Source organism: Streptomyces sp. NPDC051364 (assembly GCF_040682115.1).
In the GTDB taxonomy this organism is placed as follows: Bacteria; Actinomycetota; Actinomycetes; order Streptomycetales; family Streptomycetaceae; genus Streptomyces.
The window spans coordinates 1-13,871 of sequence record NZ_JBFBAH010000065.1; the positions used below are offsets into that span (position 1 = coordinate 1).

General features: G+C 67.3%; 20 protein-coding genes. 11 read left to right on the top strand and 9 right to left on the bottom strand.

The window, feature by feature from the left end; all coding sequences use genetic code 11:
- Window positions 1–195 precede the first annotated feature (195 nt).
- Window positions 196–1,140 carry a hypothetical protein gene (locus tag AB0M76_RS42650; RefSeq protein ID WP_365958155.1) on the bottom strand — a complete coding sequence of 315 codons (945 nt, stop codon included), beginning with the start codon at window positions 1,138–1,140 and terminating at the stop codon, window positions 196–198.
- A 121-nt stretch (window positions 1,141–1,261) separates the two neighbouring features.
- Here AB0M76_RS42650 and AB0M76_RS42655 point away from each other — a divergent pair, with 121 nt between their 5' ends.
- Window positions 1,262–1,588 (top strand): hypothetical protein, encoded by a 327-nt coding sequence (locus AB0M76_RS42655; protein ID WP_365958156.1) that lies wholly within the window; start codon window positions 1,262–1,264, stop codon window positions 1,586–1,588.
- A 202-nt stretch (window positions 1,589–1,790) separates the two neighbouring features.
- On the opposite strand, the gene AB0M76_RS42660 is transcribed toward AB0M76_RS42655, so the two are convergent.
- Complete coding sequence (locus tag AB0M76_RS42660) at window positions 1,791–2,324, bottom strand: hypothetical protein (protein WP_365958157.1); 534 nt, start codon at window positions 2,322–2,324, stop codon at window positions 1,791–1,793.
- Window positions 2,325–3,801: 1,477 nt separating this feature from the next.
- On the opposite strand from AB0M76_RS42660, the gene AB0M76_RS42665 reads away from it, so the two are divergent.
- The gene (locus AB0M76_RS42665) at window positions 3,802–4,542 is read left to right on the top strand and encodes a hypothetical protein (RefSeq protein ID WP_365958158.1); all 741 of its coding nucleotides are present in this window, start codon (window positions 3,802–3,804) and stop codon (window positions 4,540–4,542) included.
- Window positions 4,543–5,291: 749 nt separating this feature from the next.
- On the opposite strand, the gene AB0M76_RS42670 is transcribed toward AB0M76_RS42665, so the two are convergent.
- On the bottom strand, window positions 5,292–5,900 hold the full coding sequence (locus tag AB0M76_RS42670) for a hypothetical protein (RefSeq protein WP_365958159.1): 609 nt from the start codon (window positions 5,898–5,900) through the stop codon (window positions 5,292–5,294).
- A gap of 344 nt (window positions 5,901–6,244) precedes the next feature.
- Between AB0M76_RS42670 and AB0M76_RS42675 the strand changes: the two genes are divergently transcribed.
- From AB0M76_RS42675 to AB0M76_RS42695, 5 genes are all read left to right on the top strand, one after another.
- On the top strand, window positions 6,245–6,829 hold the full coding sequence (locus AB0M76_RS42675; protein WP_365958171.1) for a winged helix-turn-helix domain-containing protein: 585 nt from the start codon (window positions 6,245–6,247) through the stop codon (window positions 6,827–6,829).
- Complete coding sequence (locus tag AB0M76_RS42680; protein WP_365958172.1) at window positions 6,715–7,323, top strand: transposase; 609 nt, start codon at window positions 6,715–6,717, stop codon at window positions 7,321–7,323. The genes AB0M76_RS42675 and AB0M76_RS42680 overlap by 115 nt, the downstream gene beginning before the upstream one ends.
- A 43-nt stretch (window positions 7,324–7,366) precedes the next feature.
- Complete coding sequence (locus tag AB0M76_RS42685; protein WP_365958160.1) at window positions 7,367–7,690, top strand: hypothetical protein; 324 nt, start codon at window positions 7,367–7,369, stop codon at window positions 7,688–7,690.
- A gap of 71 nt (window positions 7,691–7,761) precedes the next feature.
- The gene (locus AB0M76_RS42690) at window positions 7,762–8,385 is read left to right on the top strand and encodes a DUF6000 family protein (RefSeq protein WP_365958161.1); all 624 of its coding nucleotides are present in this window, start codon (window positions 7,762–7,764) and stop codon (window positions 8,383–8,385) included.
- Between the two features lie 100 nt (window positions 8,386–8,485).
- Window positions 8,486–8,656, top strand: coding sequence for a hypothetical protein (locus AB0M76_RS42695; RefSeq protein ID WP_365958162.1), 171 nt, complete (start codon window positions 8,486–8,488; stop codon window positions 8,654–8,656).
- A 110-nt stretch (window positions 8,657–8,766) separates the two neighbouring features.
- Here the strand turns inward: AB0M76_RS42695 and AB0M76_RS42700 are convergent, their stop codons facing one another.
- Both AB0M76_RS42700 and AB0M76_RS42705 read right to left on the bottom strand, forming a co-directional pair.
- On the bottom strand, window positions 8,767–9,429 hold the full coding sequence (locus AB0M76_RS42700; RefSeq protein ID WP_365958163.1) for a hypothetical protein: 663 nt from the start codon (window positions 9,427–9,429) through the stop codon (window positions 8,767–8,769).
- Window positions 9,430–9,629: 200 nt separating this feature from the next.
- The gene (locus AB0M76_RS42705) at window positions 9,630–9,791 is read right to left on the bottom strand and encodes a hypothetical protein (RefSeq protein WP_365958164.1); all 162 of its coding nucleotides are present in this window, start codon (window positions 9,789–9,791) and stop codon (window positions 9,630–9,632) included.
- Window positions 9,792–9,912: 121 nt separating this feature from the next.
- Between AB0M76_RS42705 and AB0M76_RS42710 the strand changes: the two genes are divergently transcribed.
- The gene (locus AB0M76_RS42710) at window positions 9,913–10,392 is read left to right on the top strand and encodes a class I SAM-dependent methyltransferase (RefSeq protein WP_365958173.1); all 480 of its coding nucleotides are present in this window, start codon (window positions 9,913–9,915) and stop codon (window positions 10,390–10,392) included.
- Window positions 10,393–10,409: 17 nt separating this feature from the next.
- Window positions 10,410–10,931, top strand: coding sequence for a hypothetical protein (locus AB0M76_RS42715; RefSeq protein ID WP_365958165.1), 522 nt, complete (start codon window positions 10,410–10,412; stop codon window positions 10,929–10,931).
- 117 nt (window positions 10,932–11,048) lie between these two features.
- On the opposite strand, the gene AB0M76_RS42720 is transcribed toward AB0M76_RS42715, so the two are convergent.
- The 3 genes from AB0M76_RS42720 to AB0M76_RS42730 all read right to left on the bottom strand — a co-directional run bounded on the left by AB0M76_RS42720 (window position 11,049) and on the right by AB0M76_RS42730 (window position 12,136).
- Window positions 11,049–11,438: a hypothetical protein gene (locus AB0M76_RS42720; protein WP_365958166.1), complete on the bottom strand. Its 390-nt coding sequence runs from the start codon at window positions 11,436–11,438 to the stop codon at window positions 11,049–11,051.
- A gap of 69 nt (window positions 11,439–11,507) precedes the next feature.
- Entirely contained in the window at window positions 11,508–11,888 is a 381-nt protein-coding gene (locus AB0M76_RS42725; protein ID WP_365958167.1) for a toxin Doc, read from the bottom strand.
- Between the two features lie 2 nt (window positions 11,889–11,890).
- Entirely contained in the window at window positions 11,891–12,136 is a 246-nt protein-coding gene (locus AB0M76_RS42730; RefSeq protein ID WP_365958168.1) for an antitoxin MazE7, read from the bottom strand.
- A gap of 206 nt (window positions 12,137–12,342) precedes the next feature.
- On the opposite strand from AB0M76_RS42730, the gene AB0M76_RS42735 reads away from it, so the two are divergent.
- Window positions 12,343–12,882 (top strand): hypothetical protein, encoded by a 540-nt coding sequence (locus AB0M76_RS42735; protein WP_365958174.1) that lies wholly within the window; start codon window positions 12,343–12,345, stop codon window positions 12,880–12,882.
- On the opposite strand, the gene AB0M76_RS42740 is transcribed toward AB0M76_RS42735, so the two are convergent.
- Window positions 12,839–13,618 carry an IS5 family transposase gene (locus AB0M76_RS42740; protein ID WP_365958169.1) on the bottom strand — a complete coding sequence of 260 codons (780 nt, stop codon included), beginning with the start codon at window positions 13,616–13,618 and terminating at the stop codon, window positions 12,839–12,841. The two genes, AB0M76_RS42735 and AB0M76_RS42740, sit on opposite strands and share 44 nt — an antisense overlap.
- A 26-nt stretch (window positions 13,619–13,644) precedes the next feature.
- On the opposite strand from AB0M76_RS42740, the gene AB0M76_RS42745 reads away from it, so the two are divergent.
- A partial coding sequence (locus AB0M76_RS42745; RefSeq protein WP_365958170.1) for a transposase domain-containing protein occupies window positions 13,645–13,871 on the top strand: 227 nt, incomplete at its 3' end.

Sequence of the window (13,871 nt, forward strand, 5' to 3'; positions counted from 1 at the left end):
CTGAACGCCTTCGACATCACCTTCGACGGTCGGCTCTCAGCCGCCCGCCGCTGAACCCCCAACAACCCCAAAACCACCGTTAACTTTACGGACCCCCCTCCTCGCCTCAACGTCGTCAATGAGCTCGGGACGTCGGTGATCGGTCGCCGAGGACATGGGCCGTGGAACTCGGATGCTGCGGTGGTTGTGCCTGGCTCACGACGCTTCGTTGCCTCCGAGGTAGCGGGCCCGTTTGTGGTGCTGCTCGGCCGTGAGGTACCGCCGTAGCCGGGAGCCCTCGGGGCACCAGATCTCGCGCGGGCATCGGTCGCAGGTGGTCACATGGCGTTGGTAGTTGGCGGTGGCGAGGCCGGGGGCGTGTGGGCGTTCCTGCTGCGCACGGGCGGGGCCCTTCGGTGTGCCCGTGTCGGGCTGTCGCGGATCTTGCTCGGCCGGGGCAGCTGCATTCACCTGAGGTGGGTCAACTACGGCGCCTCTCTCATGGTGTAGGGCTTGGTAGGACCTGGTAGGGGCGTCACCTGACGCTCTCTGATCTGTCACGTGACGCCCTGTGGGTTCGTCATGTGACGTCTTCTGAATCTCGCCCGCCCCATCACAGGAGGCGTCAGGTAACGCTTCCTGCCCAGCCGAAGTAGCCTCGCCAGACGGGGTCAGGTGACGCGCTGTGGCGTTGGTCCGCTTGTGACGCAGGCGTCGGTCGTGCTCTGAGCTGGACAGCACGAGGAGGGCCCGTTCCCAGTCGAGTCCCCTGCCGGTCTCCGTGTCGGCGCCGAGCGGGAAGGTGCACGCGTACGTTGCGGGCTTGGGGTTCCGCCCGCCGCGCGCGTTCGCCGTTTTCTTGATCAGTTGCATAGCCTCGGCGGCGATGAGCACCTTCTGAACGGTGTCCTTGCTGCACCGCCCCACTGCCATGAGCGTGTCGATCCCCAAGAAGGCATTCGTACCGTCTTCGTTCGCGGCCTGCCCCACCGCTTGGAGGATCGCGAAGAACTGCGCGCCGAGAAACTTCCATTGAGGCTGATCCCTGGCGGCTTTGGGGACGTGCTTGGCGGATCGGATCAGGAACCAACGCCAGGAGTGCGCGGGCGCCCAACCGCGTTTGATGTCTCCAGACCCGTCCTCATACTCGCGGTCGATCATGTTGGCGAGATTACACGCTCAGTTTCCCTCAGAGCAACTCATAGAGCTTCACGGAAACTCTGATTCCAGGAGATTGACCCTGGCGCCCACCAACAGTACAGAGATCGCTATGATGCGAACCATGGACAAGACGGCGAAGCAGCACGCCCTGGAGGCAGTGACCGAGCTGGAGCTCAGATTCATCGAAGCTGTAGAGCACGGAAGGCTCCGCGCGGAACTGACCTACGAACAGCTCGGCAGCTACATCGGCATGTCCAAAAGCCAGATCAGCAAACGCCAAGACGGCCTGATCAAATACACCGTGCGCGAGATGTACTACATCGGCCAACTGTTCGACATCGACCCCCTTGTCATGGCCGCAGGACTCGGCGCGTGGCTCAACGACATCAACCCCGCACAAGTCCTGCACCGCCTCGAAGCCCTCACCCCTGGCGAGCCCCCGAAGTAGGCCGGCGAGCTCGCCCCTGCCCCACTGCACGGCGCAACCGGCTGCCCCTCGGGCAACCGTCTCAAGGCTGCAACAAGCGAGGTCCTGCATCGTCACCGGGCCACCATCACCCCATCGCCACGCCGTCGACCGGGACCACAGTTGGGGCGACCACAGCGACGGCATCCGCCGAGCCTCGAGCGAGATGCGGTTCCGGATTGGCTCACGACTGACCCCCGGCACACCCTTCTGCGACTACGACGCCGACTCGTTTCGAAGACGCAGTTGGCCGGTCCAAGGCGGACGCGGTACGCAGTGCTTCCTCGTCGAATTTGTCGGGGACGGTGAGGGTCCGACCGGCCAGGAGTTCCCGGGCCCGGCTGTGCGGGTCCGGCTGTCCGGGGGAGGGCAGGGCCGTGTACTGGCGGTCGTATTCGGGCCACAGGGAGCCCAGGACCAGGACGGGTGTGCGGCCGGGATGCGTGAGAAGGGTGTGAACGGCGGCCGCGATGCGCTCGCCGGCACGCGGGTCGCCGAGGTAGTGCTGGGCCTCGTTCAGCCACACGACGGTGCGCGGCTGGACGCGTTCGAGGCCCTCCAGCGCGGCGTCGGCGCGGGTCGGGTCGAAGGGATGCCACAACCGCCACCCGTCGACCGCGAGGGGCTGGACCGCTTCCCAGCACGCCCTGGTCTTGCCCGTCGATGATGACCCGACCAGTACGACTATCCGGCTGTGTCCCTGAGCGACGTCCTGCACCGCTTGGGCAAGGACGCGGTCATGGTGTCGGCCGACGTATCCGGGCAGCCGAGCCGTCGCAGCGCTGGGACCCTGGCCTTTGGATGTCGGCCCGGCCAGGTGGATTCCAGGTCGAGGTTGTTCCACTTGCCGATCGGCCGGCCCGGGCCTCGCTCCGCACCGGGTACGGCTCCGCAGCGGCGCGTCGCCGCAGTTCGAGCAGCTCCTTCTCCGGCACGTGCAGCACACGGGCAGGCGGCACGGCAGGGCGGCGCCGAGCCGGGGACGGCGACCGGAGAGCCGGCCGAGCTGCGGATCGAGCCGCCGAGGCCGGTCCGGGCTGGACTGGACTGGACTGGACTGGGCTGAGCTGGGCTGGGCTGGGCTGGGCTGGGCTGGGCTGGGCTGGACCGTGATGGTGAAGGCCGGCCCGGTCCTCAAAAGAATCAGGCCTCTTCCTCCGGCTATCGCGGAGAAAGAGGTGTCCTCGTGGCGATCAGGCTTGCCCACCGGGTCTGACCAGGCACGATGCTCAAGATCGCAAAAGGGAGGGTCCCACTCCCGGTCACACCTCCGGTGCAACTCCTAGTGCACCTCTACGTGCAACCCTCCAGCCCCCTTCCGGTGCAACTGTCCCGGGGCCCTGTCCACATGGGCTTGCCCACCTCCGCAGCGCACCGGCGGTCGGCTCCCGCCTACCTCTGCCGGTGGTACCGAAGATCGTGGCGGCCGGGCTCGCCGGACATCACGTCGTAGCAGTCGGGGCAGGACAGCCCGAGCGAGGCGATCATCCAGCCCCCGATCGCGACGGTCGTCCCGCAGTTCCCGCAGTGGTCGACGTCGGGGGTGGGACAGGTTGCCGGGAGCGGCGCGGAGGTCCTGGTGTTGGGGAGGGCCGGGAGGTCCGCGGTCCAGCTGTGCCGCTGGTACTCGGCGCGGGCGTCCTCCAGGAGGTAGAACCGGCCGGGAGCGTCCGTGAATTCGTCGGCTGGCTACGTAGGTGAGAGCGGAGAGCGATTGTCGGTGAGTTCCGAGAGTGGATGGCGACTGATGGCTCGTCGAGTGTTGGCGGGAACTGAGAGCGGCGTCGTGGGTGTCGGTGGCCTGTCGGAGATGTCCGCGCTGACCGCGATCTGGTCGATGGGCCTGTCTACGGCGTTGTTCGCGGACCTGGCGCCGAGTGCTTGCATCGTGGCGCCAACGGGCGGCGGTGGGTTCCTCGTCTCATCTGCGCAGGCATTGAACGCCCCTGTCGAGATACCTGGCCGATGGCGAGCCCGCCGACGTGCCAGCCGGAACCAAAGCGGCCAGGGTTGGCCTGGCCAGACACCCAAGAGCTTGATCGCCTCGGGCCCTGACAGGCCCTTTGTCTGGTTCGCCGACGTCGGCCCGTGACACCCGCCATACTTACATGATGAGCAGTCAGAACGCGTCAGACGTACCTGGTGGGACAGTGCGAATACGCCGAGGCCGCGTGGGAGACATTCATGCTTTCAGGGTGTGGATCGATGACGTTCGGGTGGCCCTGCTGCGCTACGGCCGACAAGTCACCGTCCCAGTGCCGTCGGGTCCCCACCGCGTGCAACTGCGCTGGTCGCCGGTGTGGGCCCGCCTCGGTGTGAACAGCGAGACGTTGCACATCCTCGTAGAACCGGGCGAGGTCATCCGCTTCGACTGCGACATCATTAAGGGGTTGTTCCGGCAGACAATCCTGCTGCGCCGCCTCGGAGACCCCTCAACGCCCGCGCTCTCTGGTTCCGGGGCAGCGGACGCCCGGGTCCTGGAAGTAACACAGATGATGCACACCGAGGAATGGCTCGGTGAGGACGTGCGGCTGATCGACAACCATGCCAGCCCTGCCCCCGTTACGCGCAGCCTGAAGGCCAGCCGCGAGTGGGCCCGAACCCTCACCCTGGGCGACAGCCGCAGTCAGACCTTGGGCGGCCACGTGGGCGCGAACCTTCTCTGGCTCTCGGCAAAGGGAAGCATCGAGGCCGAACTGCAGCGCACGCTCTCTCTCGCAATTGGCAGTACACACCTGTTCGAAGAGGAAATCAGCGTCACGGTCCCCGAACGTACTGCGGTGCGGATCGTGCTGGGCTGGAAGCGCATCTGGCAGTGCGGCGAAGCCCGTGTGCTGCTTCCGGACAGATCGGTGCACATGGTGCCGTATCAGGTTGTGGTGAGCGTGACCTTCGATCAGAAGATCCAGGACGTCACCAGTCTCCCGGATGGATAGACCGTCCTCTTGTCACCGTCGGCGCGCCTCAGTGCGTTGTAGTCGTTGACGCTGCGCCCAGCAGCACACAGGCGAGTGTGCGGCAAGAACCGAAACGCTGCCAGAACTCGGCAACATCGTTCCTCCGGGCTGCAGGGCGCTCTCGTCACTCATCGACAAGTGCTCTTGATCCTCAGTGATAAAGCCAGTCGGCCTGGGGCCATGCACCTCGACGTCCCAGACGGTGACCGAGTGCCTGTCCCCGAGGGTCAGAGCCCGCTCCACGATGCGCGTCGCAGAGCCGGACATGCCGGTGTGGGTCGGCGACGTGCTCGCCGCCCGATACAAGATGGCCCTGCGGGACATGCGCCGTATCCACCGGCTTCGTCGGCAACGTCGACATGTGATTCCGCGTACCGCAGGACGTGGCCGGCTGGGCGACAATGCTGCACGACCCGCACAGCGCCTGACCGTCCTGCCGCCCTGGCCTACCGCTCCTTGAGACGCCGGTGGTGCGTTCGCCGGCTGTCACCAGGGCCGACTCGCAGCCGTGGGCAAGCCTCCTGAACTGGCGTTTTGCGGCCCGGGCAAGCCTCGTCGCCCCCTGGGCAAGCCCTGGGTGCACCGGCCTGGGCAAGCCTGCGTACACCGTGGGCAAGCCGGGTTCAGCAGGCTGGGCAAGCCGGTCAGCTCGGGGCGCGGCAGGCCTGCCAGCGGGAACGGGAACGCCCGGCCTTCACCGAGGGCCGGGCGTCGATCGTCTCGGACGGTCAGGCCAGGGGGACGGTGAGGTCGAAGTCGCGTACGCGGGTGGCGAGCTCGCGGAGGACGGCGGTGTCCTCGGCGGTGGGAGCTCCGGCTCCCCGGCCGGGGCTGGCCTCGACGGCGCGCTCCAGGTCGACGACGCCGGTCGCGAAGGCCTCCAGTGCCACGTTCCCGGTGCCGCGCTCCGCCGCCTGCCTCGCGTGGACGAGGAGCTCGTCGGAGAACGTCGGATCTACGACGTAGTGCCGCAGACGCTGGCTGTGCGGCTCCAGCTCGTCGAGCCATCTGCGGACGACCGCGGCGAGACGGGCGTCCCGCCGGGCTTCCGTCCAGACACGTACGCACACACCAACGACGAGCACGACGGTGAGGCCGATGGAGACAGAGGGCATCCAGCCGAACGGGGCCGGCACGTCGACCGCGGCGAAGAAGACGACGGCGACGACGACCGCCCACAGCAGACCCAGGGGCACCAGGTCCCGAGTCTGCGCGGCAAAAGTGCGCCTGACGTGAAGGAGGCGCGGCAGGACGACGCTCGCCCCGGCCATCAGAGGGACGGCGACGGCCAGCGGCACGATCGTGGCGGCGAATCCGTCGAGCGGCAGCAGTGTCATGGTCCCAGAAGGATAGAGGCCGGCAGTGACAGGGCGACCCCTGCCCCGGCCTGCGGGACTGGCCTCAGGGGTCGGTGATGCCGAGCACTCGGGCGGCGGGGCAGATCGAGCAGGCTTCGACCTGGGGCTGGCGGAGGGCGTCGAGTGCCTACTCCCGGGTGGTGGGCCCGCGTACGGCCTGAAGCGAGGCGGCAGTCCGCGGTGTGGACGAGCATGCGCGACTGCCCTCTGCCGATGGGGTACTCCAGCTTCCATTCGGTCAGCAGGGTACTGACTTCCGCTCGTTGGGGTGAATTGTTGCGAAGTCCCTGATGGGTGTGGGTGGGTGCCTGTATCCGTGGTGTGTGAGATATGCGGATGGAGGCGGGCTGACTCCGGCAGGACGTCAGCGTCGGGAGACGGTTCGGATGCAGGCGGCTGATCTGTTCGAGCAGCAGATCAAGCCGTCGGAGGTGGCCCGGCGGCTGCGGGTGAGCGTGAAGTCGGCTTACCTGTGGCAGCAGTTGTGGCGGGACGGCGGTGTTCAAGCTCTGACATCGCGCGGTCCGAATGGGTCTCGGTGCCGGCTGTCCCCGTACTGCCTGGAGAAACTGGCAGGGTTTTTGGAGGAGGGGCCGGCCGCTCATGGGTGGGTGGAGGACCAGGTGTGGACCGCCTCGCGGGTGGCCACGCTGATCGGCCGGAAGTTCCATGTCTCCTACAGCGTCTCGGGTGCCACCCGGTTGATGCACCGGCTCGGGTTCTCCCCGCAGGTGCCCGCGCGGCGGGTCGCTGAGCGCGATGAGCAGGCCGTGACCGTGTGGCGGGAGGCGACCTGGGCGGAGGTAAAAGAGTCCGGGCGGCCTGCGGGGGCTACGTCTGCTTCGAGGACGAAGCCGGGTTCACCCGCAGGCCGCCCCGGGGACGGACCTGGGGCCGGCGTGGGGTGACTCCGGTCGTCACCATCAGCGGCCGGCGTTCGGGACGCCTGTCGGTGGCCGGGCTGATCGCGATACGGCCGGGTTCCCGGACCCGGCTGTGTCACCGCCTGCGAAGCCATCCTGCAGGGAAAGGCACACGTCGCAGCATGGGCGAGCGGGACTTCATCGCGCTGATCGACGGCGTCCATCAGCTGGTCAGGGCGCCGATCGTGCTGGTCTGGGACCGCCTGAACACCCACGTCTCCCGCCGGATGCAAGACCTCGTCGCCGAGCGCGAGTGGCTGACAGTGTTCCTGCTACCCGCCTACTCACCTGACCTGAACCCCGTCGAAGGCGTCTGGGCACACGTCAAACGCAGCCTCGCCAACCTCGCCGTCATGGCCCTCGACCGACTCGAAACCCTCGTCCGCAACCGCCTCAAATGCCTTCAATACCGGCCCCACACCCTCGACGGCTTCATAGCCGGCACCGGCCTCACCCTCGACACCCCAGCCTCACCTTGAAACGCCGAAGTCAGTAACGACCGGCCCGGTCCGGGCAGCTCCGGTGGTGCAGGCAGTCCCGCCGCCGGTCCTGGTGGCGGACGTGACACCGGTGGTGCAGGCAGTCCTGGTGGCGGACGTGTCGGGAAGCGTCCGCTACTTCGACCGCGACCCGGAAGGCCTCGCCGCTCTCCTGCGGCTTCACACCATGGCTCTGCACGGCGTGGAGACCACCTGCGCGATCGCGCCCAACCGGATGCTCGCCGCCATGGCGGCCGCAGTGACTCCGCCCGGCGCCACCACCATCATCGAAGCACGCGACGTCCAGGAATGGCTACGGCCGCGTTCCCGTCGCAGCGCTCTACCAAGTCGGCCCGGCGTTCTCTGAACTAGAGATCGCTACTTGGGGCTCTGGGTAAACCGCTGGCAGCTGGGTCCGCGCCGGGCAAAGATGCAGCCATGCGCTATGCCAACACCGACCCTGAGCTGATGGACCTGGTCCGACGATTCGTCACGCCCGGTCGGCGGTACCTGCGGCTGGGAGGAAGCTCGCTGCGGTTGAGCGGGCCTGAGCGCGACCTGTTCGTGAGGGAGCTGGTCCAGGCTGCCGGGGAGATCACTCCCGCTGAGCTCGGCATCCTTTTCGAAGGCGGCTGGCGAGAGCGTAGGACTGCCTCCTGGCTGGTTGCTGTAGCTGGCAGGACCGAGTTCCGCAGCCGCATCGGCGAACTCCTGCTGGCCAGCGGAGGCCCCTACGGCGGGGCCTACTGCATCAGTCTTGCCACCTTCGGCACCAGCGCAGACGCCGATCTGGTATGCAGATACCTTGATCGCTACTTGCCTCAACCCGACCTCGTCTACGACCAGACCTTTGCTCTCAGCACACTGCTTCACCTCGATGCCGTCCTTGGGACCGAGCGAGCATCCTCATACCTTGCCGCCGGTGGCCTGTGGCAGCAGTGGACCGATGCCACGCCGAACATGGTGCGGGATCCGCACGAGTACCAGCAGGTCGTGGACCAGCTCTGTTCCTTCGCCGGCGAGTGCGCTGAACTCTTTGCCAGAACGGAAACCAGGCACTGAGTCTGCCGACCTGACCGCTGCGCGCCGACTGCTTCAACTGCAGGCCTCGGGTGCCTTCTTCGGGTGGGTCCGGCACCCCTTCGCGGCATCCGCCCACGAGGTGGTGCGCGCCCTGGCGCGGGAACAGGACGTCGCCGTGCTCCCGGGCTCCCTCTTCACGCCCTCCGACGAGCGATACCTGCGGTTCAGCTTCGCCGCACTGGAGGAGCGCCAACTCGGCGGACTGGGCGCACGATTACGGGCCTTCGGGGAGGCGCGCGGGAGCGCATGACCCCGCGGCCGACAATGTCCTCGACCCCGGGAAGAGAAAAGGGGCCCGGCCCTCCCGAGTGGTCTCGGGAGGGCCGGGCCCGTGTCATGCGCGGCCGATCGCCGCCGTTCTCACCAAGGGCTCCGCACCCTGACGCCGAGGGCCCGGACGCGGTCCTGGGCCTGCGGGTCGAGCTTCAGCAGCAGGTCCTCGCCGGCGACTCCGTCGCGCCGCCAGATGGTGCAGAGGGTCTCCAGACCCGCTTCGGCGACCTCCGGCTCCGCGTCGGCCGAGGTCTGCACCAGGGCTTCGACGACCGGCCTGCCCTGCAGTCCCGCGACCGCCCGTGCCATCCTGGCCCGCTGCTCCGCGGGGACGGCCGGGTCGGCGAGGGAGCGCAGCACGTCCGCCGTGTCGCGGGCGTCCTGGCAGGGCAGCACCCACACCAGGTACACGAGCTGCGCGCCGAGCACGATCAGGTACTGCAGTGGCGCGAGCAGGGCCACGGGCAGCAGCAGGACCAGGGGCAGCACGATCAGCCAGCCGCCCCGGATCCGCGAGGGACCGCCGGTCGGCGGCTCGAACCGCCGACCGGCCAGCAGGACGAGTACGAACATGGTCACGACCGTCAGGAGCGGCACCACGATCAGCCCCGCTCCCAGCCCCGCGCCGAACGACGCCCAGAAGGGATCGTCGCCCAGAACGGGCAGCACCAGGGCCGCGGCCACCCAGCCGAGAGCGGCGGTCATGAGGTAGCGCTGTAGGCAGACCCACAGCCATCTTCCCGTACTCATGGCAGCTTCCTCACCTCAGCAGCTCTTCGTACAGGTGCCATTAACCCACGTCCGGACGTCACGGTCCTTGTAAGAAGAGACCGTCGAGACATCGGGGGCATCGTAGCCGCTGGTGTGGGCCATGCTGAGCCGGGAGGGCGACGGGCCCGGGATGGTCCGGCGCCACACCATACGCACGGGCCGAGGTGAGTCGGTAGGCCTCAGCTCAAGTCCTCGCGCTCCCATCGCGCCAGGATCTCGGCGACGCGCGGATACCGTTCAAGGAGCTCCGCATCGCTCAGGTCCGCGCCGACTCCCGACAAGACAGTGCGGACGACGTCACCGTTCGACAACGTCATCTCTCTGGTGTCGAACTCGCTCACGGGGACCTCCAGCAATCGTTCGGCTGAGGCGATCACAATCCGCCCGGCACGCACCCACGTCAACCCCTGCGGAGGAAGTCGTTCCGGGCAGCACATCTGGCGCGGAGCAGCCATCATGACGATGACCGCGACCGCCGCGTATTGGGAACCGCTCTGGGTGAAAGGCTGCCGGTACCGGCAGCTCGACGAACCCAAGACGCGGCTGCTGGACGAACACCTCGGTCCCGGCCGAGGGCGACCGGCCCTAGACATCGGCTGCAGCGATGGCGCCTTGACCCGTCACCTCCATCACCAGCTCGGATACCGCGCCACCGGGATCGACTGCTCTCCCACCGCCCTCGCACTCGCCGCCGCGAAGGACTCCGCGGACAGGCCCGGACCGCTGTGGAGGTGTGCCGACAAAGCGGACTATACGAACCGTGCCGCTTACGAGCGCAGGGTGTTCCAGGTACAGCCCGTACGCGCCGTCGCCGAGGTAGGACTGGACGCCGATTCGGTGGCGGAGCAGGGACGGCGGGACGCGGGTCACCAACGGTCCACCCACAGCGCGGTAAGAACTTTTCCGACCTTTCGGACGTGGATAGCGGAGGTCGTCAGGTAACTGGTAGATCCATAGGCATGGTTGATGCGGCGGTGTGGACGTTGATCGGCAGCCTTGCTGCTGCCGCCGCTGTCGCCGCGACTCCCATACTCAGCCAACGCGGAGACGCGCGAAAGCAGAGAGAAGCGGCGCGCGAGACTAACGTGAGGGAGAAAATTAATGAGGCCGACAATTCCTGCAAGGCCATCGTGGGCCTTTTGAGGACTTACTACGGACGTATGGGCGACAAGCTGACAAGCCTTGAACATGGTCTCCCGACTTCCGGCCCATTAGATCCAACGCTGCGGTCAGAGTTCGATGCCTCGGTTGCTGCGTCTAGTGCGAGTCTCGCTCCGGAGTTTGATGCCCTTGAAGGAATCATTGACCGCGCTCAAAATCTGCTCGCAGAATTCGATAGGGCGGAATTGCGGGTTTCCGGTGAGCCCGGTCAAGGTCGAATCATGGCGAGCGCAACCGTGTCCATGATGGCCTTAGTTGACGAGGCGCGCCGAGTCCGCCTGCAATGCCTCAATGCCTTTGAATCTCGATTGAAGAATTGATCTTAATCCATTTCTAGTTGCGTGGCATGGCGAGCAATTTACTCGGAGGCGAGCTGACCGCTAAGGGCAGGCTCCATGAGGTCATGCAGAGGCGCAGCGGTCGCTCGGGGACAGGGCTCACCATCCGATCACCCGCCCCGGGGTCAGGCCCGCGCGGCGGAGGGCCCGGTCGGAGCGCGGGGCGAGTTCGACGCTGGCCGCCGTGGTGGGCGAGCTGCGCCCTGACAGGCTCACGGGGCCGATGCTGACTGAGTCCCACTGTCCGTCGGCGCCGGTCCCGTCGTCGCCGCTGGCGAGCTGATGCTCGACCTGCGCACAGGTGGCGTTGGCGAGGGCGGTCCGCACCTCGGGGTCGAGGGGGTCGCCGTCCTCATCTACTGGGTAGATCGCGGTGAGCAGGGCCGAGTCGATGTCCTCGCCGGCCCGTGCGAGGAGTCGCTCGGCGTCCGCGGGGGCGGGTTGCCCGGTCCATGCGGCGAGCTGCCAGACACCACCTACATGCTTCAACCCTGACGCCGATCGCCAATCAACCCAACGGGCCGAGGGCGTGGCCCTGGGGCCCGGCACACAGGCCGGTCAGGATGCCGGGCTCATCGACCGCAGTCGGTCCGCGACGTCATACACGTTGAGCCGCAGCGCCCGAATGTCGGTGATCAAGTCGCGCCACGGTTCGAACGCGACGTCCACGTCCTTCCCCGAGGCCCGGATGTACGCGACGGCGACCCCGTAGCCGAAGTACTCGTTTCTGGCAGGCAGAGGGCGCAGCAGCACGATCTGTTCCAGCAGCGCCGCTGCCCGCCAGAACGCGTCAGGCTCGCCGGTCGCCAGCGCCGGGGTGTTTACGCGGTGTCGAGCGACCGCGGCTACCAGACCCGAGTAGTCCAGGATGCCCAGCTCCTTGCCGAGCAGTTCCTCCTGCCTGTCGAGAAGCCACCGGATGTCGATGTGCAGGTCCAAGGTCAGGCCGCCCGGCTGGCGCTTGAGGCTGCCGGCAGGCCGCCGAACTCACGGTCGAAGGCCTCAGCGATACCCGGGGCCCTGGTGACCTCCCGGAACGCGGCGGTCGCCCTGCCCAGCTTGACCTGGTTCTCTTCCTCTATGGCCAGCTCCGCTAGGTACGCGCGAACGCTCTGGCCGCGGGAAGCCGCGACGGCGGCGAATCGGTCCCGAGTCGCGGAGTCGACCTTCACAGTTGTGTCTGCCATACCTCCGAGTATGCACCCATGGATACCTTCGCGAATACCGCTTCTGAAAACTGCCTCCGGCCTGGCCGACAGGACAGCGCCGCCCGGCGATCTGAGTGGTTGTTGTCTTTCCGGTCATGATCGCGGAGTTTCCGCTGGTCGGGCGTGGGCGTGGTGATTCGGTGGGAGGGGTGGCCTGTCGGGTTGTGTTCTTCGGGAGGTCGCGGATGCCGTCAGTTTTTGGGTTGCTGGAACAGCGGGAGCTCGCCGCTCGTCGTCGTGTGGAGGAGTTGCGAGAGGAAGCCGACCGCGTCCAGGCCGAGCTGGTCGTGGCCGAGCAGGACTGGAAAGAGTGGCTCATTGCCCGCTCGCGGGTCGACGAGGTCCTGGCCCTGGGCGGTGATGGAGCTGCCGCCCCAAATGCCACCGCGGCCGTGCGGGATACGGATCCGCAGCCCGAGACACCGACGGAGGCGGCGAAGCCGAAGTCGGTGGTGCCGATGTGGCGAGTAGGGCTGGCCTGGTCGGCACTGTCGGTGGACTACCAGCGCATCCTGCGGGTCCTTTCCGACCGGGGCCGCCTCGGCCAGGGGCCGCTGACCTGCCGGGAGATGGCCGTCGCGTTCGGTATCGAGGCGGTGCCGGCGAAGGTGGAAACGCTGCGGTCCAAGGCGAAGCGCCTGGTGGCCCGGGGGTGGCTGGCCGAATCGGCGCCTGGGCAGTTCACGCTGATGCCGGGCCTGGCCGGGCCAAGCGGCGAGTCATGAGCAGGGTCATCGACCAGTAGACCATCGCCTCGGCGCTGCTGGTGGACCGCTCGAAGTCGCGCACGAGGCGGCGGGATCGCATCAGGTGGGCGAAGAACCGCTCGACGATCCACCTCTTGGGCAGCACGACGAAGCCGCGCATGTCGTCGCTGCGTTTCACGATCGCCAGGACCAGCGCGAGCGTGGCGAGGCAGTGGTTGACGAGGCTGCCGGTGTATCCGCCGTCGGCCCAGATCAGTTCCAGCCGGTGGTGCACGTCGGTGACCTGTTCGAGAAGTACCTGGGCGGCAGCGCGGTCGCCGGTGTCCGCGGCGGTGACCATCACGCCCAGTAGCAGGCCGAGTGTGTCGACCACGGCGTGCCGCTTGCGGCCGTTGATCAGCTTGCCGCCGTCGAAGCCGCGGCTGTCTGCGCCGACGACGGCGTCCGCCTTCACCGACTGGGAGTCGATCACACCGGCGCTCGGCTCCGGGTCCCGGCCCGCCTTCTCGCGAACCTTCCCACGCAGCCGGTCGTGGAACTCGACGATCAGACCGTGCTCGCGCCAGCGCCGGAAGAAGGCATAAACCCGCTCCCACGGCGGGAAGTCGGCTGGCATCGCCCGCCATTTGGTTCCGTTGTCGACCAGGTAGTGGACCGCGTCCAGCATCCAATGCCGCGAAGTTAAGCGCTCGGCAGCGGTGTCAAGGGTCGACGAGATGTGTGAGGGGCCTCTGCTATCCAGGGGATCGACCAAGATCTTCCTGAGAAAGCAGGGGCTCAGTGGCCCAGTCTGTCGCGGGCGGAACCGGTGACGTGTTCGCGCCTGGTCATATCGGTGAGTTAACGCAGGTTATCCCGCCCGAGTTGGTCGATGCGGTACTGGACGAGACTGGAGCTCGCGAGCAACGACTTCGGATCCTCCCCTCTCGCGTCGGGGTGTACTTCGTGCTCGCGCTCGGGCTGTTCGGGCATCTGGGCAGCGGACTGGTATGGGGCAAACTCGCAGC